Source organism: Arthrobacter sp. FW306-1B-F12A, from assembly GCF_058781865.1.
Map to the genome: position 1 here is coordinate 1 of NZ_JBYSXD010000035.1, position 25,784 is coordinate 25,784.

The 25,784-nt window shown below is 61.7% G+C and carries 24 protein-coding genes; 8 read left to right on the forward strand and 16 right to left on the reverse strand.

What is annotated here, in order from left to right:
- Positions 1–183: 183 nt before the first annotated feature.
- From AC3WJU_RS15795 to AC3WJU_RS15845, 11 genes are all read right to left on the reverse strand, one after another.
- Positions 184–1,092 (reverse strand): type II secretion system F family protein, encoded by a 909-nt coding sequence (locus AC3WJU_RS15795; protein WP_441432570.1) that lies wholly within the window; start codon positions 1,090–1,092, stop codon positions 184–186.
- 9 nt (positions 1,093–1,101) lie between these two features.
- Positions 1,102–2,049, reverse strand: coding sequence for a type II secretion system F family protein (locus AC3WJU_RS15800; protein WP_441432569.1), 948 nt, complete (start codon positions 2,047–2,049; stop codon positions 1,102–1,104).
- A complete protein-coding gene (locus AC3WJU_RS15805; protein WP_441432667.1) occupies positions 2,046–3,386 on the reverse strand; it encodes a TadA family conjugal transfer-associated ATPase in 1,341 nt (446 codons plus the stop codon). Before AC3WJU_RS15805 ends, AC3WJU_RS15800 begins: the two co-directional genes overlap by 4 nt.
- A 119-nt stretch (positions 3,387–3,505) precedes the next feature.
- On the reverse strand, positions 3,506–4,702 hold the full coding sequence (locus AC3WJU_RS15810; RefSeq protein ID WP_441432568.1) for an AAA family ATPase: 1,197 nt from the start codon (positions 4,700–4,702) through the stop codon (positions 3,506–3,508).
- A complete protein-coding gene (cpaB, locus tag AC3WJU_RS15815) occupies positions 4,699–5,451 on the reverse strand; it encodes a Flp pilus assembly protein CpaB (protein WP_441432567.1) in 753 nt (250 codons plus the stop codon). The genes AC3WJU_RS15810 and cpaB overlap by 4 nt, the downstream gene beginning before the upstream one ends.
- A gap of 21 nt (positions 5,452–5,472) precedes the next feature.
- A complete protein-coding gene (locus AC3WJU_RS15820) occupies positions 5,473–6,435 on the reverse strand; it encodes a pilus assembly protein TadG-related protein (protein WP_492260327.1) in 963 nt (320 codons plus the stop codon).
- Between the two features lie 35 nt (positions 6,436–6,470).
- The gene (locus AC3WJU_RS15825) at positions 6,471–6,857 is read right to left on the reverse strand and encodes a TadE/TadG family type IV pilus assembly protein (RefSeq protein WP_441432565.1); all 387 of its coding nucleotides are present in this window, start codon (positions 6,855–6,857) and stop codon (positions 6,471–6,473) included.
- Positions 6,858–6,913: 56 nt separating this feature from the next.
- A complete protein-coding gene (locus tag AC3WJU_RS15830; RefSeq protein ID WP_441432564.1) occupies positions 6,914–7,117 on the reverse strand; it encodes a Flp family type IVb pilin in 204 nt (67 codons plus the stop codon).
- Positions 7,118–7,236: 119 nt separating this feature from the next.
- Positions 7,237–7,413: a Flp family type IVb pilin gene (locus tag AC3WJU_RS15835; protein ID WP_441432563.1), complete on the reverse strand. Its 177-nt coding sequence runs from the start codon at positions 7,411–7,413 to the stop codon at positions 7,237–7,239.
- A 23-nt stretch (positions 7,414–7,436) separates the two neighbouring features.
- Positions 7,437–7,628, reverse strand: a complete 192-nt coding sequence (locus AC3WJU_RS15840) for a Flp family type IVb pilin (protein WP_441432562.1) — start codon at positions 7,626–7,628, stop codon at positions 7,437–7,439.
- A gap of 268 nt (positions 7,629–7,896) precedes the next feature.
- Positions 7,897–8,550 carry a prepilin peptidase gene (locus tag AC3WJU_RS15845; RefSeq protein ID WP_441432561.1) on the reverse strand — a complete coding sequence of 218 codons (654 nt, stop codon included), beginning with the start codon at positions 8,548–8,550 and terminating at the stop codon, positions 7,897–7,899.
- A 295-nt stretch (positions 8,551–8,845) separates the two neighbouring features.
- Between AC3WJU_RS15845 and rplM the strand changes: the two genes are divergently transcribed.
- Both rplM and rpsI read left to right on the forward strand, forming a co-directional pair.
- The gene (rplM, locus tag AC3WJU_RS15850; RefSeq protein WP_024817563.1) at positions 8,846–9,289 is read left to right on the forward strand and encodes a 50S ribosomal protein L13; all 444 of its coding nucleotides are present in this window, start codon (positions 8,846–8,848) and stop codon (positions 9,287–9,289) included.
- Positions 9,290–9,325: 36 nt separating this feature from the next.
- A complete protein-coding gene (gene rpsI / locus AC3WJU_RS15855; RefSeq protein ID WP_059387396.1) occupies positions 9,326–9,835 on the forward strand; it encodes a 30S ribosomal protein S9 in 510 nt (169 codons plus the stop codon).
- A gap of 116 nt (positions 9,836–9,951) precedes the next feature.
- Here rpsI and AC3WJU_RS15860 read toward each other — a convergent pair whose 3' ends face one another.
- Positions 9,952–11,871, reverse strand: a complete 1,920-nt coding sequence (locus AC3WJU_RS15860; RefSeq protein WP_492260328.1) for a glycosyltransferase family 39 protein — start codon at positions 11,869–11,871, stop codon at positions 9,952–9,954.
- Positions 11,868–13,097 (reverse strand): bifunctional glycosyltransferase family 2/GtrA family protein, encoded by a 1,230-nt coding sequence (locus tag AC3WJU_RS15865; protein ID WP_492260329.1) that lies wholly within the window; start codon positions 13,095–13,097, stop codon positions 11,868–11,870. The genes AC3WJU_RS15860 and AC3WJU_RS15865 overlap by 4 nt, the downstream gene beginning before the upstream one ends.
- Before the next feature lie 160 nt (positions 13,098–13,257).
- Between AC3WJU_RS15865 and glmM the strand changes: the two genes are divergently transcribed.
- Positions 13,258–14,622 carry a phosphoglucosamine mutase gene (gene glmM, locus AC3WJU_RS15870; protein ID WP_492260330.1) on the forward strand — a complete coding sequence of 455 codons (1,365 nt, stop codon included), beginning with the start codon at positions 13,258–13,260 and terminating at the stop codon, positions 14,620–14,622.
- Positions 14,623–14,696: 74 nt separating this feature from the next.
- Here the strand turns inward: glmM and mscL are convergent, their stop codons facing one another.
- From mscL to coaA, 3 genes are all read right to left on the reverse strand, one after another.
- Positions 14,697–15,086: a large conductance mechanosensitive channel protein MscL gene (mscL, locus tag AC3WJU_RS15875; RefSeq protein WP_059387399.1), complete on the reverse strand. Its 390-nt coding sequence runs from the start codon at positions 15,084–15,086 to the stop codon at positions 14,697–14,699.
- An 88-nt stretch (positions 15,087–15,174) separates the two neighbouring features.
- Positions 15,175–16,029: a M15 family metallopeptidase gene (locus tag AC3WJU_RS15880; protein ID WP_492260331.1), complete on the reverse strand. Its 855-nt coding sequence runs from the start codon at positions 16,027–16,029 to the stop codon at positions 15,175–15,177.
- A 5-nt stretch (positions 16,030–16,034) separates the two neighbouring features.
- On the reverse strand, positions 16,035–17,003 hold the full coding sequence (coaA, locus tag AC3WJU_RS15885) for a type I pantothenate kinase (RefSeq protein WP_059387404.1): 969 nt from the start codon (positions 17,001–17,003) through the stop codon (positions 16,035–16,037).
- 176 nt (positions 17,004–17,179) lie between these two features.
- On the opposite strand from coaA, the gene glmS reads away from it, so the two are divergent.
- The 5 genes from glmS (at position 17,180) to treY (ending at position 25,748) form a co-directional block, all read left to right on the forward strand.
- On the forward strand, positions 17,180–19,072 hold the full coding sequence (gene glmS / locus AC3WJU_RS15890; RefSeq protein ID WP_284991849.1) for a glutamine--fructose-6-phosphate transaminase (isomerizing): 1,893 nt from the start codon (positions 17,180–17,182) through the stop codon (positions 19,070–19,072).
- A 4-nt stretch (positions 19,073–19,076) separates the two neighbouring features.
- Positions 19,077–19,424 (forward strand): holo-ACP synthase, encoded by a 348-nt coding sequence (locus tag AC3WJU_RS15895; protein WP_059387406.1) that lies wholly within the window; start codon positions 19,077–19,079, stop codon positions 19,422–19,424.
- Between the two features lie 14 nt (positions 19,425–19,438).
- Positions 19,439–20,983, forward strand: a complete 1,545-nt coding sequence (locus AC3WJU_RS15900; protein WP_492260332.1) for an NAD(P)H-hydrate epimerase — start codon at positions 19,439–19,441, stop codon at positions 20,981–20,983.
- Between the two features lie 74 nt (positions 20,984–21,057).
- Positions 21,058–23,418 carry a glycogen debranching protein GlgX gene (glgX, locus tag AC3WJU_RS15905; RefSeq protein ID WP_306958953.1) on the forward strand — a complete coding sequence of 787 codons (2,361 nt, stop codon included), beginning with the start codon at positions 21,058–21,060 and terminating at the stop codon, positions 23,416–23,418.
- A complete protein-coding gene (gene treY, locus AC3WJU_RS15910) occupies positions 23,415–25,748 on the forward strand; it encodes a malto-oligosyltrehalose synthase (protein ID WP_492260333.1) in 2,334 nt (777 codons plus the stop codon). The genes glgX and treY overlap by 4 nt, the downstream gene beginning before the upstream one ends.
- Positions 25,749–25,784: the final 36 nt, after the last annotated feature.

The window sequence follows — 25,784 nt, forward strand, 5'->3', positions numbered from 1 at the left end:
CCTCTTGAGAAGTGCCGCCCGGACGGCGGCATGACACTCATCCCAGGGATCTATTTCCCCACGAACCGTGAAGAGCCGGTTTGGGGGCGTCCACGGAACCCGCGAGGAGGTCCTCCTCGACTCTGGGTGTCGAGGAGGACCGGTCTTTGGGGGATTCGTTTGGCGCCCTCGACGTTAAGCTGTCTAGAACGCTCCGACGAAGTTCTTCATGACATTGATGACCGCTGGACCGATGATCACGATGAAGAGCACGGGCAAGATGCAGAACATGAGCGGAAACAGAACCTTGATAGGCAACTTCATCGCCTTTTCTTCGGCCCTTTGGCGCCGCTTGACACGCATCTGCTTCGCCTGCGTCCGGAGTACGTTTGCGATCGCGATCCCATAGGTGTCCGCTTGGACGACCGCCCGGACGAAGCTCCGAACATCCGGGACCGACACCCTCTCGGCCATGGCCAGATAGGCTTCCTTACGGCTGCGGCCCACCTGCATGTCCTGGAGCGTTCGGGCTAGTTCCGCAGCCAGCGGCCCTTTTCCGTTTTGGGCTGCCCTGGCCATCGCGGATTCAAAGCCGAGACCCGCTTCGACTGAAATGAGCATCTGGTCAAGCGTATTGGGTAGTTCCAACTCGATTGCTTCCTGCCTCTTCGCCCCGCGGCCGTGGATGAGAATGTCGGGAACGAAGTAGCTCAGCACCACCAGAAAGATGATGAAGAGAACGGCGTTGCTGCTCGGTGTTCTAAAAACCAAGAGGAACCCCAGGATGCTCACCACCAAGGCCGTCGCCGGCTTGGCTATCAACAGGCGTTCCAAAGGCATTCCGGCTGGTCGCCCTGCCCGCGCAAGGAGCTTGTCAAGCCAGCCCGCATAACCGGCGGGCGTCAGGCGAAGCCCTAAAGCGACCCGTTTTGCGTCGGAAGTGGAGCCGACCACAACGCCTGCATTCGAGGCGACGGGGACAGCGATTCCGCTGCGCCTGAGGTTGGTGCGAACTGCCGCGATCCCACTTCGGTCAACTGAAACAAACGACCACACTATGTAGGTGCAAGGCAGGACAACGAGTCCCACCATCAACCAGGCCATGGTAGTCACGATGCCCTCCTAGAACTTGATCTTGACAACACGGCTGAGCCAGAAACTGCCTGCAACCAGAAGAATGACGGCCGCGATCACCATCAACCACCCCAATGGGCTGGTGTAGAGCGTCCCGACATAATTGGGACTGGCTACGGTCAGGTAAAGGAACATGCCGAGGGGGAGAGCCACCAGGATGTACGCCGAGAGTTTCCCTTCGGCGCTGAGCGACTGCACCTGGCCTTTGATCTGAGCCCTTTCCCGCACGGTTTCCCCGACATGGTCCAACACTTCGGCAAGGTCACCGCCGACTTCTCGATGGATTTCAATTGCCTGGGCGGTCCAATCGAAGTCCTCGCTGCGCAATCTGCGCGCGGCATCCAACATGGAGTCCTTCAAGTCGCGTCCCAGGAGGGACTCGTTGACGAGCCGGGCGAATTCTTCCGAGGTAGGTGCTTCGGCTTCTTTTGCGACTGCGTCAACCGCTCGCAGGAGGCTGTGGCCTGCCCTGAGACCACCTGAGAGCATCAGCAGAGTGTCGCCGAGCTGTTCCTCGAATTTCTGCCGACGGCGGTTGGTCTTGAATTTCAAGAAGAGCATCGCGAGGAAAGGGGTAATCAACAGCGCCAGGATTCCGAGGAAGAAACCGGCCAATACGAAGCCGACGACCCCGGCTGTCACAGCAATGCAGGCAACCAAGAGGATGAAATCGGATTGGCGCAGTTTCAGCCCGGCTTGTTCAAGCAAATCGCGGCTGCCGAATCTAGAGTTTCGACTCACGTTTTGCTCAACGAAAGTTGTTGCCTTCCCGGTAACGCGGGTGAGGATCGATGGTTGCTCCGTCACTCCGGGCCGGCGTCGGGCCAGTGAGATCTGGTTCCGTCCCGATCCAATTGTCGTGAAGAACAGCGTGGCCAGGGCAACGAGCCAGAACCCGACGCCGATCGCGAAAAAGGCGGGTTCAGTGACGGTCATCGGAATGCGCCCCCAATCGGCACGGTTCCAAAGACGGCCGGTGAAAGCCCGATTCCAAGATCAGCGAAATGATCGACGAACCTCGGCCGCACTCCGGTCGGAACAGGGCGTCCGAGGAACCTGCCGTTAGCGTCCACCCCGGCACCATAGTCAAAGACGAAGGCGTCCTGGAGAGTGATGATGTCGCCCTCCATTCCCTGAACCTCCGTAACATGTGTAACCCGACGCGTGCCGTCGCGGAGACGGGAAATATGCACGATCAGGTTCACAGCGGATGCAATCTGCTCGCGAATGGCCCGGAGTGGCAGGTCCATTCCTGCCATCAGAACCAGGGTCTCAAGGCGGGCAATTGCGTCGCGGGGAGAGTTGGCGTGAACGGTTGAAATGGAGCCGTCGTGGCCCGTGTTCATTGCCTGCAGCATGTCGAGGGATTCACCCCCGCGCACTTCGCCGATCACGATTCTGTCCGGGCGCATGCGCAGCGAGTTCCGTACCAGTTCCCTGATGCTGACCTCGCCCTTTCCTTCGATGTTTCGTGGCCGGCTTTCCAGCCGAACCACATGCTCCTGCTGAAGCTGAAGTTCGATTGCATCCTCGATGGTGATGATGCGTTCTTCAGGTGGGAGGAAAGAGGACAGCACATTGAGAAGCGTGGTCTTCCCGGTGCCTGTACCGCCAGAAACGATGATGTTGAGCCGGCCCTGCACACAAGCGTGCAGGAGCTCGGCGATCTCCGGAGTCATGGTGCCGAACGAAATCAAATTCGCCACCGTGAGGGGAACATGGCCAAACTTTCGAATGGTGAGTGTCGAGCCACCGACGGCCAGCGGGGGAATGATCGCGTTAACGCGAGATCCATCCGAAAGCCGAGCATCGACGAGCGGCGAGGATTCGTCGATCCGTCGCCCGACTTTGGTGACGATGCGCTCGATGATCCGCCGGAGATGTTCTTCATCGCTGAATTTTGCGCCGGTCAGGTAGAGCTTGCCGGCCCGCTCCACGTAGACCTTGTCGGGCCCATTGACCATGATCTCGGTAACAGCCGTCTCATCGAGGAACCTTTGCAGTGGACCAAGACCCAGGACGTCGTCGGTGATCTCTTTAACGAGTCGCTGCCGCTCAAGCATGGAAAGCGGGATTTCGTCTTCTTCGATGATGGCGCGGAGTTCGTCCTTGACGTACTGGTGCAACTCCGCTTCCTCCATGGAAGCGTCGGTGATTCGGCTTCCCATTCGCTCGTAGAGAGCGGTCCCGGCACGGTCCTTGATTGCATTGAGTGCTTCATTGGTGTCGGAGGAATGCCGTTGTTCAACTGATGTAGACGCAGTGTGACTCATTGGATCGAGCCCCCCCGGGCCCCACGGGGCCGCCTGGGAGGTTGACTCCGAAGCCGACCCCGAAGCTGACGCAGTCGCTTTATCGAAATTGCGGGCTTCTTCCAGCCTTTTGGCGAGACTCATTGGACTACTACCCTTCTGTGAAGTTTCTTATGTGGCCTTTCTTCCCAAGACGGTTTGAACCGATCAACCAACTCGGAAAGTCCTCTGGCGGCGGCATCCTTGGATCCGTCTTGCAGCAAGGGCACACCTTTGTTGGTTGAAAACGGAACGGCGGTGGAGCGGCGAAGGACCACGTCAACCGGCGAACCAATCGTGGACTCCACGTCCTGAAGCGTGAGGCCGCTTCGACGGTCCGCGAAGTTCAGGACGATATGGCGCCTCTCCGGGAGAAGACCCACCTCATTGAGAATGTTCAGTCCCGTCCGGAGTCCGCGAATACTGGGAATGTCCATCCCGCAGACCCACACGACGTCCGTGGCTACCTCCAGGGTGGCGAGTACATGCTCACCCAGGCCAGGCGCGGTGTCGACAACAACAAACTGAAATTCATCTGAGAGTTGCTTGATCAGGTGCCCTACTTGATCACCCGAGATCTTGTCAGCGTCCACTGGATTGAGCGGAGCACAGAGCGCGTAGAGGCCGGCAGGATGCATCGTCAGATAAGACTTGAGGACCATGCTGTCCTGAACCGCGGCTCCGTCCACGGCGTCCGTAAGAGTTCGCTCAGGGTCAAGGTTGAGCCCCGAAGCAACATCTCCAAATTGCAGGTCCAAATCCAGTACGACGACGCTCATCGGCGCAACTTTGGCCAAACCCACAGCGAGGTTCGTTGTGACGGTCGTCTTGCCAACACCTCCCTTCGGAGACATGACCGCGATGACGCGGGCGCCGCTGGGGTGACTCTCTACTGAGCTTCCAAGGCCACGACGCCTCCCGGCGGCGGCCAGGCTTGCACGTTCGAGCATGGCGCGGATTTCATCCGCGTCCGCATTGGGCGACAGTAGATCGCGGACCCCGGCGCGCATTGCCGGCAGGGCTATTTCCGACCTGCTTTCCGTGACAAGGACGACGCTGATTTCCGGGAACTGAAGGTCGAAAAGGCTTGCTAGCCGGATCGAATCCTCGAGCGGGAGGCCTGGACCGAGGAGGATGACCTCGGCAATCTCTCCCGTCAGTACACGGAGTATGTCCTCCGGGCTCGGTGGCAGGTAATCAGCTGTGATCACGTGGAGGGTGCCGCGCAGGCCGGTGGCCGCATGCCGCGCCCTGCGCTCGAAGTCCGCATCACACGTGATCACTACGAACCGGCTCATCGGTACAGCTCCGTCTTCTTGATGACAACAGGTGCGCTTTCTGCTGCGGAGGCGGGTTCTTTGGTGAGCCATAACTTGCCGAACTCAGCTGCGAATGCCAATTTGGCTGAATCCACGTCACTGCGAGCGAAAGTCACGAGCAACTGGCCGGTTGGCAGTTCAGTGTTCGCCTGTTCCTGCGAGTTTGAGGTTGAGTTCGAAGCCTTGGCTTGGGAACGCTGCACGCTTGTGACCAGAACCTTGTGGAATACCTCCTGGGACGTTGCTGCGCTCGAGGAGTCACCGCCGGATCCGGCAGGGAAGAGGACGACGATACCTACCGTGTCGCCCGCGGCGATTCGTCCACCCACCACTCGCTGGGCCTCCAGTTGCACGGAGATTTCCTGCATTCCAGCCGGGACGGGAACAGAGCCAGGTGCCGCCAAGCTGCTGGGGTCGACTAGCCGTGCGCCCAGCAGGGCCTCGCCCGGCAAAAGGTCCGTTCCAGCCACTTTCCCTTGGACGCCGTCCAGGCTCTTGAGCGCACCGTTGGGGACGGACGCTGTCGGCAGAGACGTCAGCTTTACCGACGACCTAATCGTGTCAAGGCTGGCGCCCGAGGGAATCTGAGCCTGGACCACCAACACATCAACAGGTTGAAGGTCCTTCTGAGCCCGGGCTTCAGATCCTTGTACGTATGAGACCAGTAGCAGTGTGCCGGCGATTGCGAGCACTAGAGCAACGATGCCTCCCAGTAGGCGAGTTTTCACTTTCTTCCCCTTAATTAGTACCTAGTTGCTGAGACCGATGTTTTCGGTTCCGAGGTCCGATCCACCGCCACCACTGCCAGCCGCGTCGATGGTCTGATATTTGATGAACTGTCCGATGATGCAGCGATCATTTCCGCCCGAACATGCCAGCGAACTCGTCATGTTGGGGTCCGATGTCTTGTTCCGGAACTCATAGACGCCGTTGTTTCCGAATTTCCAACCCCAGATCTTGAAGGTTGCATAGCCGATGATGTTGAACGTGCCGTTATTGCCCTGGTTGCTGGCGTTGTCGAAGACCGGGAAGGTCACGTCGGCGTCACCGCCGCCAAGAATGGTGTCTTCCCAGCCTTGGAGAGTGCTCTGGCAAAGGCTCGGAGGGTTGTTTCCCGGGTCCGAGCCGATGGTGTTGCTTCCGACCTGCGTGCTTGCATAACACGGAGCACTCTGGGTCAGCCAACCCCAACCGCCAGGTATTTGCGTTCCGGATGGGCCGGTGCATGTTCCGCCTGGCTTGTACGAGATCCTTTGAACCTCAGCGGTTTGACTGGCGGACGACAAGTTGAAGCAGCTGTCCGAAATTGCCAGCGGGAATGCGCCGGCCGAGCCTAGCGGCCCCCATTTTGCTTGGGCGGAGGCGCGGATATCCGCTGTCTGAATCCCGAGGGCGCGTGCGAAGACGAGGGAGAAGTGATTGCTCGCGGACGGATCCTGGGCCTGAATGGTCACGTTCACAATGTTGCCGCTGACGGTTGCGACGATTGCTTGACCATGGCTGTCCAGGGTATTGCCATTGGCAAACTGTGCTGCGTATGCCGTCTGATCTGCGGGACAAGTGCCGGCCGGCAGTTTGGAACACTTTTGGGCAATCGCAATGGCCGCGGCATCCGCCCCGTTCTGGAGCTGTGCGTGCTCGGAATACATTGAGCCGACATCCACCGCGAACGCCGCCATACCAAGTAGGACCACCATGAGAAAGGCAGTCATCGGAGCTACGACGCCGCGCTCCGGTTGATCGATCCTTATCCGCCGCATCGCATAACACCTGTCCCTTTGACGGTCAGACTTGAAGGCATGCCTGGAATAAGTGCGGGGAAGCCGGTCATCCAGGCGGTCGTGTAGCTTACGTTGGCGACCGCGTTATTCCCCGAAGAACATGTGCCGGTGCCCGAATACGTGATGGTGATGTTTGACGCATTCAGAGCGACGGACGGCGCCGCCGCAATTCCGGCGCTCTGCGCATTTGAAGCGCTGTATGTGGTCTCTGAACAGTGGATGGCCGCGTAGCGCGAGGCCTCCCGACCGGCTTCGGAAAGCGAAACTTGAATGTTGAAAGCCCTGCCGAATTCGGCGATTCCCAGAACAAGAACAATCAACAAGGGAAAGACGAGGGCGAATTCGACGGCCACTGCGCCCGATTCCCGGGTTGTGGTCGTCTTCGCGGTTGAACGGTTCCGGATTCTCATCACAGACCTGCCACAACATGTTCGAACCCTGGAACGAGTTGGGCCCCCAAAGTGCCTACGATCGTGAAAATGATCGTGGCGATGAAGGCAACGAGGAGGCTGTACTCTACGGCGCTGGCGCCGGCCTCGGAGGCACTCGTGACCCTGAGTGCTTTCCTCAGACGTAGTGAGAGAGTGATTACCTGAGACTTGAGACCTTGCACAACCCCTCCTTGACGAGAGTGATTACCAAATAAAAAGCCCAGGGGCGAAGTGGTTACCAGTGGAGCAGAAGCCCGTACTGTTCCGCCCGCCCCTGGGCTGATTACTTTGTTGTTGTTTGCTAGAGCTGGCTTGAGATGGAAGTGAAGGCGGTGTTGATCTGCCCGCCGAGCGTGCCGACGATCACGACAATGACCGCAGCGATCAGGGCTACGAGCAAGCCGTATTCGACTGCTGTTGCGCCCTTTTCCGATTTGAATAGCTGCTGCGCACGCCACCTAAGAATCAGTGCTTGCATTCCCAGAGTCTTCATCGGACTTGCTAGAGCTTGTTTGAGATGGTTGTGAAGGCGGTGTTGATCTGCCCGCCAAGAGTGCCGACGATAACAACGATGACGGCGGCGATGAGGGCTACGAGCAGGCCGTATTCAACGGCTGTCGCACCCTTTTCGGAATTAAAGCGCTCTTTGACGCCGGCGACGAAAGCAATGACGGAAACCATGAGAGATGACATTGGAAAACCCTTCCCAGATAAGTGAATTTGTCTACGAATCCCTGCCGCTTACATATCCCTTTGGCGGTTCGGATTTCGATAGGACAAGAATTGCCCCTGGGAGGGTTAACAAACAATGCGTAGTGGTACTCGTCTTTCCGGCAGTGGATGGCGCTGACTACTCGAAGTACGATTCACGGGTACTCGGTTTACCTGCCTAAGTACTACTTAGGCGCCCGCGCAGATGGGGCTCTTGTGAACCGAGGGAACTGGGAAGAACGTCAGGACCTCACGCAACGAGAAGGGCCACTCCAATTGCCGCGGCGAACATGGCAGGTCCGTGTGCCACCTCAGATGGCTTGGTTCCGCGCTTCAGGCGCAACATCAGCACCGTCACCACCCCGCCCACCACGAAGCCCAGCAGTCCCCCGTAGAACACGTGGGTCCAGCCCAAGTAGCCCAAGTACATTCCGAGTGGTGCCGAGAGCTTCACGTCGCCCATTCCGAGGCCTCCCGGAGAAATTAATCCGAGAATTAAGTACCCCAGGAACAAGATGACGCCGCCGGCAGCCGCTCGCAGCAGCCCCGGCCAGTCCGGAACAAGCACAGCCGACATAGTTAACAGACCAAGCCCGGACGCAAGCAGCACCAGGACCAGCGGGTTTGGAAGCAAATGGTGCGCGATATCAACGCGTGACAGCTGCACGGCGAGCACTGACAGGAGGAGATAGGCGGGGAGTGCCGGAGACAAGCCGAACCGCAGCGTCATGAGGGCAAACAACACCGCGGTGGCAACCGCCGTCGTGAGCCTTATGGCGGGGGAAGGGAGTCCGCCAAGCCGCGGCATGGACCAACTGATCAGAAGCTCTGCCAGAGGGCTCGTGAGCAGCCCCAGGAGCCCGAAGGCGGCCACAAGCAAGGGCTGGGCGGCAGTTGCTGTCATCGCGTCTCCTAGGAGCTCAGGAAGGGTCTCAGTTGTTCACGCTGGTTGCCAGCCTATTTTGACCCTGAAGCTCCTTGCCGCTATTGTTGATAGTCGTTGTGCGTGTCCTTTCTCGATGACACATGCCCGCTTGGGGATCCAGTTGCAGGATCGTTAACTCGACAGGCATATCGGGACTTCGGGATGACTGGTACATAGAGCCCTCACCTCTGCTCCGGTAACGCATACCTAGTAGGCACACGCTTCAAGCGTGCCGCCTAAAACATGAACGCCAGAACAAGAACGAGGCAAAACCGTGCGTACGTACACCCCGAAGCCCGGCGATATCAACCGCCAGTGGCACGTCATCGATGCCACCGACGTTGTCCTTGGTCGTCTTGCCAGCCAGACCGCAACACTGCTGCGCGGAAAGCACAAGCCGACCTTTGCGTCCCACATGGACATGGGCGACTTCGTCATCATCATCAACGCTGAAAAGGTCGCCCTGACCGGCGCCAAGCTGGAGCAGAAGCGCGCATACCGCCACTCCGGCTACCCGGGCGGCTTGACCTCCGTCAACTACGCGGAACTGCTGGAATCCAACCCGGTCCGCGCCGTGGAGAAGGCCATCAAGGGCATGCTCCCGAAGAACTCCCTCGCTGCACAGCAGCTGGGCAAGCTGAAGGTATACCGCGGTGCAGAGCACCCGCACGCCGCCCAGCAGCCCAAGACTTTCGAAATCACCCAGGTCGCCCAGTAGTCCTGGCCACCAAACAACTTTTAATCAAGGAGAATCGTGGCTCAGAACGAAGAACTGACCACCGAGGCCGTTGTGGCTGAGGAAAACCTGACCAGCTACACCTCGGAGAGCGGTCCTGCAGAAGCAGAAGCGCCGAAGAAGGAGCGCCCGGCACTTACCGTTGCCGGCGCCGCAGTTGGCCGTCGTAAAGAAGCTGTTGCACGTGTTCGCATCGTGCCCGGCACCGGCAAGTGGATCATCAACGGCCGCGAGCTGGCCAACTACTTCCCGAACAAGCTGCACCAGCAGGACGTCAACGAGCCCTTCAAGATCCTTGATCTTGACGGCGCCTACGACGTCTTCGCACGCATCCACGGTGGCGGCATTTCCGGCCAGGCCGGTGCACTGCGTCTCGGCATCGCCCGTTCGCTGAACGAGATCGACGCCGAGAACAACCGCGCCACCCTGAAGAAGGCCGGCTTCCTGCGTCGTGACGCCCGCGTCATCGAGCGTAAGAAGGCTGGTCTCAAGAAGGCACGCAAGGCTCAGCAGTACTCCAAGCGCTAAAACCGCTTTCCCCTGGTGTTGTCGCTGGCGCGACATCACCAGGGGCAGCCAGAGGCCCGTTCCGCCATTTTGGTGGGGCGGGCCTCTGTCGTTGGTAAGCAACGTCAATCGAACAGTTAGGGCCGAAGGGCGTAGTACTGCGCTCCATCGATGGTCTCTGCCTTGTAATGGGTACTCACCCAATCGACTATCCGCGCGGCCTCGCCATGGCCTTCCAAGGTGGTTGGTGGCAGTTTCTGGATAACCATGGATCCGACGCGGCCAGCATGAACAAGGTCCTGGAATTGTTCAAGCGTCGGAAAGGGGTCGGTTCCATCAAAGCCCCCCACGGGCATCACCGCCCGCCCGCTTGTGAGCTGGTAATTTGCCGCGGATTCAGAACCAACCATCGCAGCGGGCCAAGTGACACTTTGGGGGTCTTGGCGCAGCCGATCGATGACGGCGGGCACCGGGATGTCCCCATAGGAAAGAATCAAGAGCGTCGGCGGGATGTTCGGCGGCAACTGCAGCCTGTCCGGGCTGTCTGTTCGGATGTGCAGGATGCTCGGACCAGCTATCACTCCAGCGCCGACGTGTGCGCTCAAGGTAGTATTGACCGACCAAAGCACGGGCCCCGCCAAAAGGGTCACTAGGGGCACCGCAACGGAGACCCATCGGATCCGAAGGCCCGACGCGGGGATAAGTACAACTGAGATGGATACTGATCCCAGGATGAGGAGCGCCTGCGGAAACCAAGGGAAATCGCTCGTTGAACGTGCCGCTGAGACATAAGCAATAATCATGCAAGCCAGCAAGGCTATTCCGAGGCCGAGGCGCGGTTTCCAGTGTCTCGTATGCCGCACGAGGTGAACGAACCCAAAGGCGGCCAAGCAACTCAAAGGTGGCACCGCCGCGAGTGAATAGTAGGGATGGACAATCCCCGACATGAAAGCAAGGACAGTGGCCGAAGTAGCAAACCAGATCCCGCACAGAAGCAGCACGGCGCGCTTGGACGTTCTGTCGGTACGCTTCCACAAAAACCATGCCGTGATGCAGATTCCGGCCAGGGCCAGTGGCAGGAACCAGCCGAACTGACCGGTAAATTGCGGCTCCAGAAATCGCTGGAATCCGGCTTCGAGGTCGTCCGAATTTCCAGGAGTCATAGTTCGAACGGCGGCCTCACCGGTCAGGCGATCGAGGCCGTTGTACCCCACAGTGAGTTCTACGACGCTGTTGTTCCTTGTGCCTCCAATAAATGGCCGCAAGGACGGGTTTACCAACTGAACAAGAACAAACCACCAGCCACCCACGAGCGCCGCCACAAAGAACGCCGCACCTAGATGCATAAACCGCCTGACGACCGCGGCACGGGAAAAGGCGAGGTAACTCACGGCGAGCGCCGGGAGAATGAGCAGGACCTGGAGTTGTTTGGCTAGGAACCCGGCGCCAACACAGGCTCCCGCGACGAGCAGCCAGCGCAGCCTACCCGCGTCGATCGCTTCAAGGGTCCCGTAGGCGGCCCCGATCATGAGGAGCGCCAGCAGCGCATCAGGGTTGTTGTACCGAAACATGACGGTTGCCACTGGGGTAATCGCGAAGAAAAGCCCTGTAAGCAGGCCAGTTGCGGGGTCGGTTCGCTTCGTTACCATCCGGTACAGCAAATAGACGCTGAGTACACCCATCAGGGCTTGCGGCAGGAGGATGCTCCATGAGTTAAGCCCGAAAATCCGCACGGAGAGGGACATGATCCACAATGACAGGGGAGGCTTGTCAACTGTTATTGCATTGCCTGGGTCCGAGGAGCCGTAGAAGAATGCCGTCCAATCTTCCGAACCGGCCATGGCGGCGGCCGAGTAGTAAGAGTTTGCCCAACCGTTTTGGTCGAGTCCCCATGCATAAAGGACTGACGTGAGAACGAGGAGGCCAAGAAGCGCCGGGCGCGCCCACGCCGCATTCGCGGGATTCCCGCGAAACCACTTTCGGATGACCTGCGAAGGGCCCCCGATGACGGTGCCCGGGACTGCTTGTCCGGGAAGTCGGCTGGTTTTGTTGCTCAAACTGCCAACTGCTTAATGGGAGCCACGCCACGCCGTTCCTCCGACCGACGAACCCGGAAGACCCAGATCCGGAGCAGCACGAATCGGACAAGAGTTGCAAATATGTTTGCGCAGGTCAGGACGAAAAGCTCAGTGCTGGGCGACGCGTCCGGATGGATGGCATGTAGTAGTAGCAGGGAAGAGGAAGTGATTCCCCAGGCGGCCAGGAACACCACGAGGCCTTGAAACTGTTGGGTGAACTGCCGCTCGGGTCCATGGATCCTGAACGTGAAGCGGCGGTTGGCAGCCGTGTTCGCGATGGCCGTGAGCAACAGGGCCAGGAAGTTTCCCTGCTGGGGACCAAACGGGCCCTGGAACAGCAGATATAGCAAAGCAAAAGCAAGAGTGGAGAACGCGCCGACGATTCCGAAACGTATCACTTGGCCGAAGAAACTTGGACGCGTTGGCGCGGCGATAGGTCCTCGCCCCAGCTCCGCGTATATCGCTTGCAAAGGGATATTTCCCTTCATCATGGAACCCGCGACGCGCACGAGGCCCCTGATATCGTCGATGGCCGTTTGGCGGATATCCACCCTGCTGTCTGGATCGTCGATCCAGTCGACGGGAATCTCGTGGATTCGAAGCCCTGCCCGCTCCGCCAAGATCAACAGTTCGGTGTCGAAGAACCAGCAGTTGTCCTTCACATAAGGAAGCAGCCGATGCGCGACTTCTGCCCTGACGGCCTTAAAGCCGCACTGGGCGTCGGAAAACTGGACCTGCATGGTCCGTTTAAGAATCAGGTTGTAGCTCCGGGAGATGAATTCCCGTTTGGGACCTCTGACTACTCTCGAAGTCCGGCCGAGGCGGGTGCCGATGCTGACATCCGAGTGTCCGGAAAGCAGGGGAGCGATAAGCGGCGGCAACGCCGCCAAATCGGTCGAGAGGTCCACGTCGACATATGCCAGAACTTTCGCTTCAGACGAGGTCCAGGCGTCGCGGAGCGCGAAACCCCGCCCCTTTGTCTCAAGGCGCCGATAACTGACATTGGGAACCTCATCAGCGAGCTTCCGCGCAATTAAACCGGTCGCGTCCGTGCTCGCGTTATCGGCAATCGTGATTTTCCAGCTGTACAACAATTCCCGAGAAAGATAGTCGGCAAGCCGATAAATGCTTCGTTCGAGTATGGCGGACTCGTTGAATACGGGGACAATTATTTCGAGCGCCAAGCCCCCAGAGCTAGGTGTCATGCGGTAATCGTAGATACTTGTTAAGGGGCATTACTAGAGTGGAGCAAAAAGCGCAAGTCAAGTAGTTCCACTCTAGCGATCGCGCGGTTGAAGGAGTATGCACGGCCCTTCCGGCACTCCTTCGCTCGGCCCCTGCAACCGTCGTCTAGACTGGGACGCGATGGCTAGATTATTTGGAACAGATGGCGTGCGTGGTCTCGCCAATGGATTGCTCACCGCGGAGCTTGCTCTTCAGTTGGCCCAAGCTGCCGCAGTGGTCCTTGGCCACGAGCGTGCGGCCAACGGAACGCGGCCCCGCGCCGTGGTCGCCCGGGATCCGCGCGCCAGCGGGGAGTTTATCGCCGCAGCGGTGGAAGCCGGACTTTCGAGTTCCGGCATCGACGTGTACGACGCCGGTGTGCTGCCCACGCCCGCAGCGGCCTACCTCATCGCCGATCTCGATGCCGATTTCGGCGTCATGATCTCGGCTTCGCACAACCCCGCGCCGGACAACGGCATCAAGTTCTTTGCCCGCGGCGGGCAGAAGCTCCCGGACGAGGTTGAGGACGCGATCGAGGCCCAGCTCGGCAAGGAACCCTCACGCCCCGTGGGCGGCGACGTCGGCCGGATCCAGCGCTTCTCGGACGCCGAGGACCGCTACATCGTCCACCTGCTCGGCACCCTGCCGCACCGCCTTGAAGGCCTCAAGGTCGTCCTCGACTGCGCCCACGGTGCAGCCAGCGGCTGTTCCCCGCAGGTCTTCGCCAGCGCCGGCGCCGAAGTTGTTGTGATCGGTGCTGAACCCGACGGCCTGAACATCAACGACGGCGTCGGTTCCACCCACCTCGGCCAGCTGAAGGAAGCGGTCGTCAAGCACGGTGCGGACTTCGGCATTGCCCACGACGGCGACGCCGACCGCTGCCTGGCCGTGGACCATGAAGGCAACGAGGTTGACGGTGACCAGATCATGGCGATCCTGGCCCTCGCCCTGAAGAAGTCCGGAAAACTGAAGGACGACGTCCTGGTAGCCACCGTGATGAGCAACCTCGGACTCAAGATCGCCTTGCGTGAAGCTGGAATCACCATCCGCGAGACCGCGGTGGGGGACCGGTACGTCCTGGAGGCAATGCGCGACGGCGGCTTCAGCCTTGGCGGAGAGCAGTCGGGCCACGTGATCTTCTCCGATTACGCCACCACCGGCGACGGCGTCCTGACCGGACTTCAGATCGCCGCCCAGGTGGCCGGCACCGGACGGACCCTCCAAGACCTTGCCCGCGTCATGACCAAGCTGCCGCAGCTCATGATCAACGTGAAGGGCGTGGACAAATCACGCGCCGCCACGGATGAAGGCGTCGCTGCCGCAGTGGCCGCCGCTGAGCTCGAACTTGGTGACACCGGCCGCGTGCTCCTTCGGCCGTCGGGCACCGAAGCACTGGTGCGCGTGATGGTGGAAGCCGCGGACATGGAAACGGCCACCCGCATATGCACCGAACTCGCCGGCGTCGTCGAAGACCGCCTCGCCATTCCACGCGAACTGGCAGTCTAGCCCCGAAACCAGCAAGCAACTGTGGCCCGTCTCCATAAGGAGGCGGGCCACAGTTATTTCAATTGAGGCCGTGCTTATCTTTGAGCCAGGCTGTCGCGGATCTCCGTGAGGAGCGTGACCGCGGGGTCCGCCGCCGGCTCGTCTTCCGTGATGCCCAACTTGGCGTTGCGGCGCTCGATGAGGTGGTTCATCGGAGCCACCACGACGAAATAGATTGCGGCTGCTACCAGGACGAAGTTGACGATCGCGGTCAGCAAAACGCCGAACTGCAGGTCATTTCCGTTGATGGTCACCTTCGCGAAACTGTCAAAGTTGGGGGATCCAACCAAGGCAGCGATCAGCGGCATGAGGACGTTCTTGACGAGTGCATCAACAACTGCACCGAAGGCGGCACCCATGACGACGGCTACGGCAAGGTCTACGACGTTGCCCTTCAGAATGAAATTCTTAAATCCACTCAACATGGCACCAAGCTAGTGCATGCTTGTAAATTCAAAGTGAGCGGCCGTTCAATTTTCGGGAGTGTCGGAAACTTTCCTGGTTAATCAACCGTTAGGGGTAGCCCGGCGCCGCTTCGAGTCCAAAGTACTCCTCGAGGGTGCCGATGCCCCGCTTGGCCATATCCGTCGCAGCCTCAACCCCGACGAATCGCAAATGCCAGGGCTCGTAGTAGTAGCCCGTGATCTCATTGAGCATCCACGGGTACCTGACAACAAATCCGTGCTTGTACGCATTCGCTTTGGCCCAGACGGCCGCCGGCTGATCAGCGAAGCAGGGTTCGAAGCTGCACGCCCCGCCGCCGTCGCCGATGTCGAAGGCCCAACCGGTCTGGTGTTCCGAGAAGCCGGGACGGGCGGAAGCCGTGTCCGCCGAGGCCTGGCCGCGCGTGCTCACGTAGCCGTTGTATGTGGCGGTTTGGGTCTGGAAGGAGCGGTAACCGGACGCCAAGGTCATGGTGGCGCCTTCCGAGGCGGCTGCTGCGAAGAGCTTTTCGGCCGCTGCGGCGGTGGTGCTGTTGAGGAGGGACGCCTCTCCGCTGACTGCGAGTTGCACGCGGGGCTGTACCAGGTCGGGAGGGACAAACTGCAAGGGGGTCAGCGGCCGGTGCTTGTTGACGATGACCCACTGGCTCGCCGGGTCGCTCAAGGAAAACTGCTGGGACAGGACCCCCGACGGCGGAGCCTTCGACGGCGGTGCGCTCGACGGCGGCTCGCTCGCCGCTGCGGTGGGAACCGCCGTCGTGGTCGCCACGGTCGGCGTCGCGGTTTGGAGACCCGAGGGGGACGGTGCCGACGTGGGCGAGGCGACCCGGGTATCCGGGCTGCAGGCCGCCAAGGCCGCCATTCCCGCCCCTGCGGCAAGAAGCGTCGCGAAGGACCTTCGGCTGGGGCCGCAGTTGTAGCACATCCGTGCTAGACCTTTCGGAGTAGCATGCGGCGGATGGAATGGTCGGCATCCTTGGTGAGGACAAGTTGCGCCCGGCCGCGGGTGGGGAGCACGTTTTCCTCAAGGTTGGGCTCGTTGATCCGCTTCCAAATGCCGCGTGCAGTGGCTTCGGCCTCGGCATCGGAGAGCGTCGCGTAACGGTGGAAGTAGGATTCCGGCTGGGCGAACGCGGTGCTTCGAAGCTTGCGGAAACGGTCCACGTACCAGTCTTCGATGTAGGAAGTCTTGGCGTCAACGTAAATGGAGAAATCAAAGAAGTCGCTCAGGGCCAAGCCTTGCCGGCCGTCCTGCCGGGGACGCGCAGGGGCCAACACGTTGAGGCCCTCGACGATCAGGACGTCGGGCCGCCGGACCACTACTTCCTTGTCCGGGACGATGTCGTAGGTGACGTGCGAATACCAAGGAGCCCGGACTTCTTCGGCGCCCCCCTTGATCGCACTCACGAAACGAAGCAAAGCCCGGCGGTCGTAGGACTCCGGAAAGCCCTTGCGTTCAAGCAAGTGCCGGCGCTTCAACTCGGCGAGGGGATACAGGAACCCGTCGGTGGTGATGAGTTCGACGTTCGGGGTGCCGGGCCAGCGGCGGAGCATCTCGCGCAGCACGCGGGCGATAGTGGACTTGCCGACTGCCACCGAACCCGCGACGCCGATCACGAAGGGCGTGCGCTGGGTCTGCTCTCCAAGAAAGGTGGTTGTGGCTGCATGAAGCTGTTGTGACGCCTGGACATAGAGGTGCAACAAGCGGGAGAGCGGGAGGTAGACCTCGCGGATTTCCTTCATGTCCAGGGGATCGCCAAGGCCGCGAAGCCGGATGATGTCCTCTTCGTTAAGCGGCTGCTCCATCTGCGCACCGAGCCGGGACCACGTCTGCCTGTCCAGTTCCACGAACGGAGAGGAGCTGTCGCCGTTCGCTTCGTTGCGTTGCAAAGTCACCATAGAGATTCTGCCCCTCCGTTGGCTGATCCGGAAATACAGCATGAACGGCGGGCAGATTTTGTGTGAGCATGCTCTCCCGGAAAAGGTGCATGTACCTGCATATTCCGCGGCCTGGGCTGATTGCGGGCCCGGATATCCTACGTCCATTTCGCGGGGCAACCGCTACTCTTGTAGGCATGTGTGGAATCGTAGGTTACGTTGGCAATTCATCCCGCCGGGCAGATGCCGGGCACTCGGCCCTCGACGTCGTACTTGAAGGACTCCGGAGGCTTGAATACCGGGGCTATGATTCAGCCGGAGTGGCAGTGGTGGCTGATGGAGCCATCACAGCCCGGAAGAAGTCCGGAAAACTGAGTAATCTACTGAACGAGCTCGAGGGAAATCCGCTCCCGGACTCGCTGACCGGCATCGGCCACACCCGTTGGGCCACCCACGGCGGACCCACCGACCAGAACGCCCACCCGCATCTGGCCGATGGCGGACGCCTGGCGATGATCCACAACGGAATCATCGAAAACTTCGCCGAGCTCAAGCAGGAGCTCATCGCCAAGGGTGTCACTTTCGAATCGGAGACGGACACCGAGGTGGCGGCAGCACTGCTGGGCGATATTTTCCGCAACCAACTCAATGGCGACTCCTCCAACGGCAGGCTCACCAAGGCGATGCAGCTCGCGTGCCAGCGGCTCGAAGGCGCGTTCACGCTCCTCGCCGTGCACGCGGAACGGCCCGACGTCGTCGTCGCCGCGCGTCGCAATTCCCCCCTTGTCGTCGGACTGGGGGAAGGCGAGAACTTCCTTGGCTCCGACGTTTCCGGTTTCATCGACCACACGCGCCGCGCCGTCGAGCTTGGCCAGGACCAGATCGTCACCATCACCGCCGACACCGTGGAGATCACGGACTTCTTCGGCGCCCCCGCCCAGGGCAAGGAATACCACGTTGACTGGGACCCGGCTTCTGCGGAAAAGGGCGGCTTCAGCTCCTTCATGGAGAAGGAAATCCACGACCAGCCCGACGCGGTCACCCAAACCCTCCTCGGCCGCTCGGACATCAACGGCCAGCTGACTTTGAGCGAGCTCCGGATCGACCCAGAGTTGCTCAAGCAGGTCAACAAGATCATCGTCCTGGCCTGTGGCACGGCCGCATACGCCGGGATGGTCGCCAAGTACGCCATCGAGAACTGGTGCCGCATCCCCACCGAGGTGGAGCTTGCGCACGAATTCCGCTACCGCGACCCGATCGTTGACGCCAACACCCTGGTGGTGTCCATCAGCCAGTCCGGCGAGACCATGGACACCCTGATGGCGGTCCGTTACGCCCGCGAACAGGGCGCCAAGACGATCTCCATCTGCAACACCAACGGATCCACCATCCCGCGCGAATCCGACGCCGTTCTCTACACCCACGCCGGTCCGGAGATCGCCGTCGCTTCCACCAAGGCGTTCCTGGCCCAGATCACCGCCGCCTACCTCCTGGGCCTCTACCTCGCCCAGTTGCGCGGAAACATCTTCTCCGGCCAGATCAAGGACGTCCTGGCGGACCTTGGAAAGATCCCCGCCCACATCCAGAAGATCCTCGACAACGCGGGTCCCCTCCGCGAGCTCGCCCGCAGCATGAAGGACGAGAAGTCGGTCCTCTTCCTGGGCCGCCATGTGGGCTTCCCGGTAGCACTCGAGGGCGCGCTGAAGCTCAAGGAAATCGCGTATATCCACGCTGAAGGGTTCGCTGCCGGTGAGCTCAAGCACGGTCCGATCGCCCTGATCGACGAAGGGCAGCCCGTCTTTGTGGTGGTTCCCTCGCCTCGGGGCCGCGATTCCCTCCACGCGAAGGTTGTCAGCAACATCCAGGAAATCCGCGCCCGCGGTGCGCGCACGCTGGTGATCGCCGAGGAAGGCGACGAAGCCGTGCGGGCTTACGCCGAGCACGTTTTCTACGTCCCCCAGACGCCCACACTGCTGATGCCGCTTCTCACCACTGTTCCGCTGCAGATTTTTGCCGCAGAGCTCGCCAAGGCCAAGGGGTACGACGTGGACCAGCCGCGCAACCTCGCCAAGAGCGTGACCGTAGAATAACGGCATGATTGTTGGCATAGGCGTAGACGTCGTAGACATAGAGCGCTTCGGGCGCCAACTCGAGCGGACCCCGGGCCTCCGTGACCGTTTGTTCGTTCCCGCGGAACGCGAGCTCAACACGCGGTCCTTGGCCGCGCGCTTCGCGGCCAAGGAGGCCGTGGCCAAGGTCTTGGGAGCTCCCGCAGGCATGAACTGGCAGGACTGCTGGATCGGCCTGGACCAGAACGGCCCCACCATCAAGGTGAAGGGCACCGTCCTGGCAGTTGCCGATTCCATAGGCGTGAAGCGCTGGCACGTGTCCATGAGCCACGATGGCGGAATCGCCACTGCCATGGTCATCGCCGAAGCGTAGCAGCGCAAGAAACCATGATCAGCGCCTTCACCGGAACACAGATCAGGGCAGCGGAACAACCGCTTCTTGATGCCGGCGAAGGCGCTGTTCTCATGCAGCGCGCAGCCTACGGTCTGGCAAACGCCGTCGTTCGGGAACTACGTTCCGAGGGGCGTCGCCTGTACGGCTCGAGCGTCACGGTGCTGGCCGGCAAAGGGAACAACGGCGGGGACGGCCTCTTCGCCGCGGCAACGCTCGCGAGGCGCGGCATGCGCACGACGGCGGTACTCACCGCCGGTTCGGCCCATCCGGACGCCCTCGCGGCCTTCCGCGCCGCCGGTGGACGCGTTCACGTTTTGGATGAGGACAACGCCGAAGAACTAGCCGTGCTGATTGCCGGCGACGACGTAGTCATCGACGCGATCCTGGGCACTGGTGCCCGGGGCGGCCTCCGCGGTTCGGCCGCGGAATTGGTTGCCGCCTTGGAAGAACTCAGGCCCGGCCTGGTGGTGGCCTGCGATACTCCCAGCGGCGTGGACGCCGACACAGGGGAGGTCCACTGGCCTGTATTGACGGCGCGGCTGACCGTGGCATTCGGGGGAATCAAAGCCGGGCTGATGGCCGATCCGGGTGAGGGCAGCGCCGGCCGCGTGATCCTGGTACCCATAGGCATCGAGGAAAATCTTCCGGCACCTGCCCTGCGCCGTTTCTCCGCCCCTGACCTGGCCGCCGTGCTTCCGGACCCGGGGCGCCGGGCCCAGAAGTACACCAGGGGAGTCCTGGGCATCGTGGCAGGTTCCGGGCGCTACACCGGGGCTGCGGCGCTCTGTGTCCAGGCCGCGTCGGCGGCCGGGACGGGCATGGTGCGGTACCTCGGCCCGGAAGTGGTCGCGCGGCAGGTCCTGGCGCGGACCCCCGAAGCCATCTGGGAGCCCGCCGAGCCCGGGCGGGTCCAGGCGTGGCTGCTCGGTCCTGGCCTGGACGGTGTCGAACAACTCCAGCGGGCCCGTGACGTACTGGCGTCGGCGTCCAGTGCCGGCCAACCCGCCGTCGTCGACGCCGGAGCCCTCGAGCTCCTGCCGGAACGCTGCCCGCCGAACTGGATTCTCACCCCGCACGCCGGTGAGCTCGCGGCCCTTCTTGGCCGAGGTGAAGTGCGTGTCACGCGTGAAGACGTGGAATCGCGGACCGTGCACTTCGCCCGGCTAGCGGCCGAACACACGGGCGCCGTCGTGCTGCTCAAAGGTGCCACAACAGTGGTTGCTTCGCCTTCCGGGAGGGTCTTCAGCCAGTCGGACGGAAATCCGTGGATGTCAACGGCAGGCAGCGGGGATGTCCTTGGCGGGATCGTCGGCGCGTTGGCTGCAGCGTACGCGGAATCCGGGCTCGACGACGACGGACCCTTCGCCGCACTGGGAATCGCCCCTGACGAGCGCTGGGCTGCGGTAGCCGCCGTCGGCGCGAGCATCCACGGAATGGCTGGTAGCGCGGCCTCCAGGGGCGGCCCGTTGACCGCTTCCGGCATCGCCCGGGCGGTCCCCGACGTCTTCCGATTTCTCGGGGAACATCGCGCCGGATGATCCCGGATGTTCCGTGAAAGTCGCATAGTCTCGCTAGGCTGGCAGAAAGTTATCCGGCACATGAAGGAGAACACATGGACGTTTGGCCAGGATCCGCATACCCGTTGGGGGCCACCTTCGATGGCACGGGAACCAACTTCGCGCTGTTCAGCGAGAAGGCGGAAAAGGTGGAGTTGTGTCTCTTCGACGACGATGGGGAAGAGATTTCCTACACCGTCAGCGAGGTGGACGGCTATGTATGGCATTGCTACCTTCCGCACGTCCAGCCCGGACAGAAGTATGGCTACCGCGTGCACGGTCCGTACGACCCTGCTAGCGGGCAGCGCTTCAATCCCAACAAGCTCCTCCTGGACCCGTACGCCAAGGCCATCCACCGGCAGATCGACTGGGACCCGGCGCTTTTCTCGTACAACATGGGGGATCCGGACTCCCGCAATGACAAGGATTCCGCGCCCCACATGATGATGGGCGTAGTCATCAACCCGTTCTTCGACTGGGACGGGGACCACCTCCCGCGGATCCCGTACCACCGGTCCGTGATTTACGAGGCGCACGTCAAGGGCCTGACCCAGCTCCACCCCGAGGTTCCTGAGGAGCAGCGCGGCACGTACGCCGGCGTGGCCCATCCGGCGGTGATTTCCCACTTGCAAAAGCTCGGGGTGACGGCGATCGAGCTCATGCCGGTGCACCAGTTCACGAACGATGGCATCCTGCAGGACAAAGGACTGAACAACTACTGGGGTTACAACACGATCGGGTTCTTTGCCCCGCACAACAGCTACAGTTCCAAGGGCGATACCGGCCAGCAGGTCCAGGACTTCAAGGCCATGGTCCGTTCCCTCCACCGGGCCGGCATCGAGGTCATTCTCGACGTCGTGTACAACCACACAGCCGAAGGCAACCACCTCGGCCCCACGCTGTCTTTCAAGGGCATCGACAACTCCGCGTACTACCGTCTGATGGAGGGCGACGAGAAGCACTACATGGACTACACGGGCACCGGCAATTCGCTGAACGTGCGCAGTCCGCATTCGCTGCAGCTGCTCATGGATTCGCTGCGCTATTGGGTCACCGAAATGCACGTGGACGGTTTCCGCTTCGACCTCGCATCCACGCTGGCCCGCGAGTTCTACGATGTGGACAAGCTGTCCACCTTCTTCGAACTCATCCAGCAGGATCCCGTGGTTTCGCAGGTCAAGCTGATCGCCGAGCCGTGGGACGTCGGTCCCGGCGGTTACCAGGTGGGCAATTTCCCGCCGCAGTGGACGGAATGGAACGGCAAGTACCGGGACACGGTCCGCGACTTCTGGCGCGGCGAGCCCTCCACTTTGGGCGAGTTCGCCTCGCGGTTGACCGGATCGGCGGACCTTTACGAGCACTCCGGCCGGCGCCCGGTGGCGTCCATCAACTTCGTCACGGCCCACGACGGATTCACTCTGGCTGACTTGGTGTCCTACAACGAGAAGCACAACGAGGCGAACGGCGAAGGGAACAACGACGGAGAATCCCACAACCGTTCCTGGAACTGCGGCGTCGAAGGACCCACGGAGGACCCGAAGGTCCTTGGCCTTCGTGCCCGCCAGCAGCGGAACTTCATCGCCTCCATGCTCTTGTCCCAGGGTGTCCCGATGCTGCTGCACGGTGACGAGCTTGGCCGGACGCAGCGGGGCAACAACAACGGCTACTGCCAGGATTCCGAACTGACGTGGATCAACTGGGACAGCGTGGACCAGCCGCTAGTGGAGTTCACGGCAGCGGTCAGTGCCTTGCGCGCCAAGCACCCCACCTTCAGGCGCAGCCGCTTCTTCGACGGACGCCCGGTACTGCGAGGAGAAGGCGAACGGCTTCCGGACATCGTATGGCTTGACGTCGACGGAACCACCATGACGCCGTCGGACTGGGACAGCGGCTTCGGCCGCTCCGTGGGCGTGTTCCTCAACGGTGACGGGATCCGCGGCCGGGACAACCAAGGCCGGCGCATCACGGACGTCAACTTCCTGCTGTACTTCAACGCCCACGACGACGAAGTCGGTTTCAAGGTGCCCTCGGACGAATACGCACCCGCGTGGGACATCATCATCGACACCGCCGGCGGCGGAGCCGACACCGAACCCGTGCAGGCAGAAGCAGTCCTGGGTGTTGGGGCCAAATCACTCGTGGTGCTGAGGGCACACAGCGTCCCGGACACGGACCCGGACCATTCCGTGGCCGCGTCCCTCGCCGCGCTGTCGCAGACGGCCACCACCGAAACGGCTTCCTTGACTTCGCCGGCTACACCGTCGCCGTCCACCCGGAAGCTCCAGGTTGTACCGGAAGCAACCCCTGAACCGAAAAAGCACCATGCTTCGGAGCCGAAGGCTGACCCCGAAAACAAGCCCGGCGCTGCACCGAAGAAGCCCAGGAAGCCACGCGCCCACAAGAACGGGGGATCATGAGGACACCCGTCTCCACGTACAGGCTCCAGATCAGGCCGTCGTTCACGCTCCAGGACGCTGCTGCCCTCACGGGTTATCTGCGCGAGCTCGGGGTGGATTGGGTTTACCTGTCGCCCATCCTGACGGCGGAGGAGGGCTCGGATCACGGTTACGACGTCACCGACCCCTCCACCGTTGATGCTTCGCGCGGCGGCGTCGAAGGGCTCGCGGCGCTCTCCAAGGCGGCTCGGGAAGCCGGCCTCGGGGTGTTGGTAGACATTGTCCCCAATCACATGGGAGTCGCGTCGCCCCCGCATAATGCTTGGTGGTGGTCCCTGCTCAAAGAGGGCAGGGACTCCCGCTACGCGGAAGCGTTCGACGTCGACTGGGACTTCGGCGGCGGAAAGCTCCGTCTTCCGGTCCTAGGGAGCGATCACGACGTCGACAAGCTGGAAGTCGTCGACGGCGAATTGCGCTACTTCGATCACCGCTTCCCGCTGGCCGAAGGAAGCTATGCCGAAGGTGACAACGCCAGCGAGGTCCATGCGCGCCAGCACTACGAGCTGGTCGGCTGGCGCCGGGCCGACGACGAACTGAATTACCGCCGCTTCTTCGCGGTAAACACTCTCGCCGGGATCCGCGTCGAAATCCCTTGGGTCTTCGATGAAGCCCACGCGGAGATCGCCCGATGGTTCCAGGGCGGGCTTGTTGACGGGCTGAGGATCGATCATCCGGACGGGCTCGCGGACCCGGCCGGGTACTTGGAGCGCCTGAAGGAAACCACGGCCGGCTCCTATCTGCTCGTCGAGAAGATCCTGGAGCCAGGGGAGGAACTTCCGGAGAACTTCGACTGTGAGGGGACCACCGGGTACGACGCCCTCGCTGACGTCGACCGCCTTTTCGTGGATCCCGACGCCGAAGCGCACCTTGACGCCTTGGATGCCAGGCTCCGGGGCACCGGCTCGCCCGCCGATTACCAAGCCATGATCCACGGGACCAAGCGGCGCATCACGGACGGCATCCTGCATTCGGAAATCCTGCGGCTCGCACGGCTCGTCCCGGACTCTCCGGAGCTGCCCAATTCAGGGGTAGCCAGCCCGGAGGTGGTTGACGCGCTGGCTGAAATCATCGCTTCGTTTCACGTCTACCGGAGCTACCTCCCGTATGGCAAAGACACCTTGGTGGAGGCCGTCGAAAGGGCTGCCCGCACCAGGCCGGAGTTGGAACCCGTCATCAAGGCACTGCTTCCGCTGCTGCTCGAGGCCAGCCATGAACTGGGCCGCCGCTTCCAGCAGACCTCCGGCATGGTCATGGCCAAGGGCGTGGAAGACACCGCGTTTTTCCGCTACACACGCCTTGGCACGCTGACTGAGGTGGGAGCGGATCCGACGGAATTCGCCTTGTCCGCGCCCGGATTCCACGAACGGATGGTACGTCGCCAGGCGCTGCTGCCGCTGTCCATGACCACCCTCACCACGCACGACACCAAGCGCAGCGAAGACACCCGCGCCAGGATCTCCGCGATCTCCGAGGCAGTCCCCGAATGGGAAGCGTTCGTGGACCGCATGCAGGAACTGGCCCCGATTCCCGACGGGCCACTCGCAGCCCTCGTATGGCAAGCCATCGCAGGTGCGTGGCCGGCCAGCCGTGAACGCCTCCAGGGTTACGTCCTCAAGGCTGCCCGCGAAGCCGGCAACTCCACCAGCTGGACCGAGCCGAACGAAGCGTTCGAAGCGACGCTCGCCTCCGCCGTCGACGCCGCCTTCGATATGCCCGAGCTGACGGCCGCCCTGGAAGAGTTCGTTGCCCTGGTGGACCCGTACGGGACGTCCAACTCACTGTCGGCGAAGATGGTCCAGCTGACCATGCCGGGCGTACCGGACGTCTACCAGGGGACCGAGTTCTGGGATCGTTCACTCACCGACCCGGACAACCGGCGCGCGGTCGACTTCGAACGGCGGAAGGCCGCCCTCGCAGCCCTCGACGCCGGTGTCCAGACTGACGCGCGGGACGAGCTGGCCAAGTTGTTGGTGACATCCAGGGCACTGCGCTTGCGCCGGGACCGGCCGGAGCTTTTCGGCGGTTACAGCGCTGTCGATGCCCAGGGTCATGCGGCCGAACATCTGATCGCGTTCGACCGTGGCGCCCTTGCCACCGGGGGCGGTGCCATCACTTTGGCCACGAGGCTCCCGCGGAAGCTTGAGCGGAACGGAGGGTGGCAGGACACCTTCATTCGTCTTGGGAGCGCGGTCCGGGATGAACTGACAGGCAACAGCTACCCTCCGGGCGAGGTTCACGTCGCAAGGCTTCTGCAGAGATACCCGGTGGCCTTGCTCGTACCCATTGGCTAGTCGGAGCACCAACAACGGCGGGCAAACGAAGCCCGG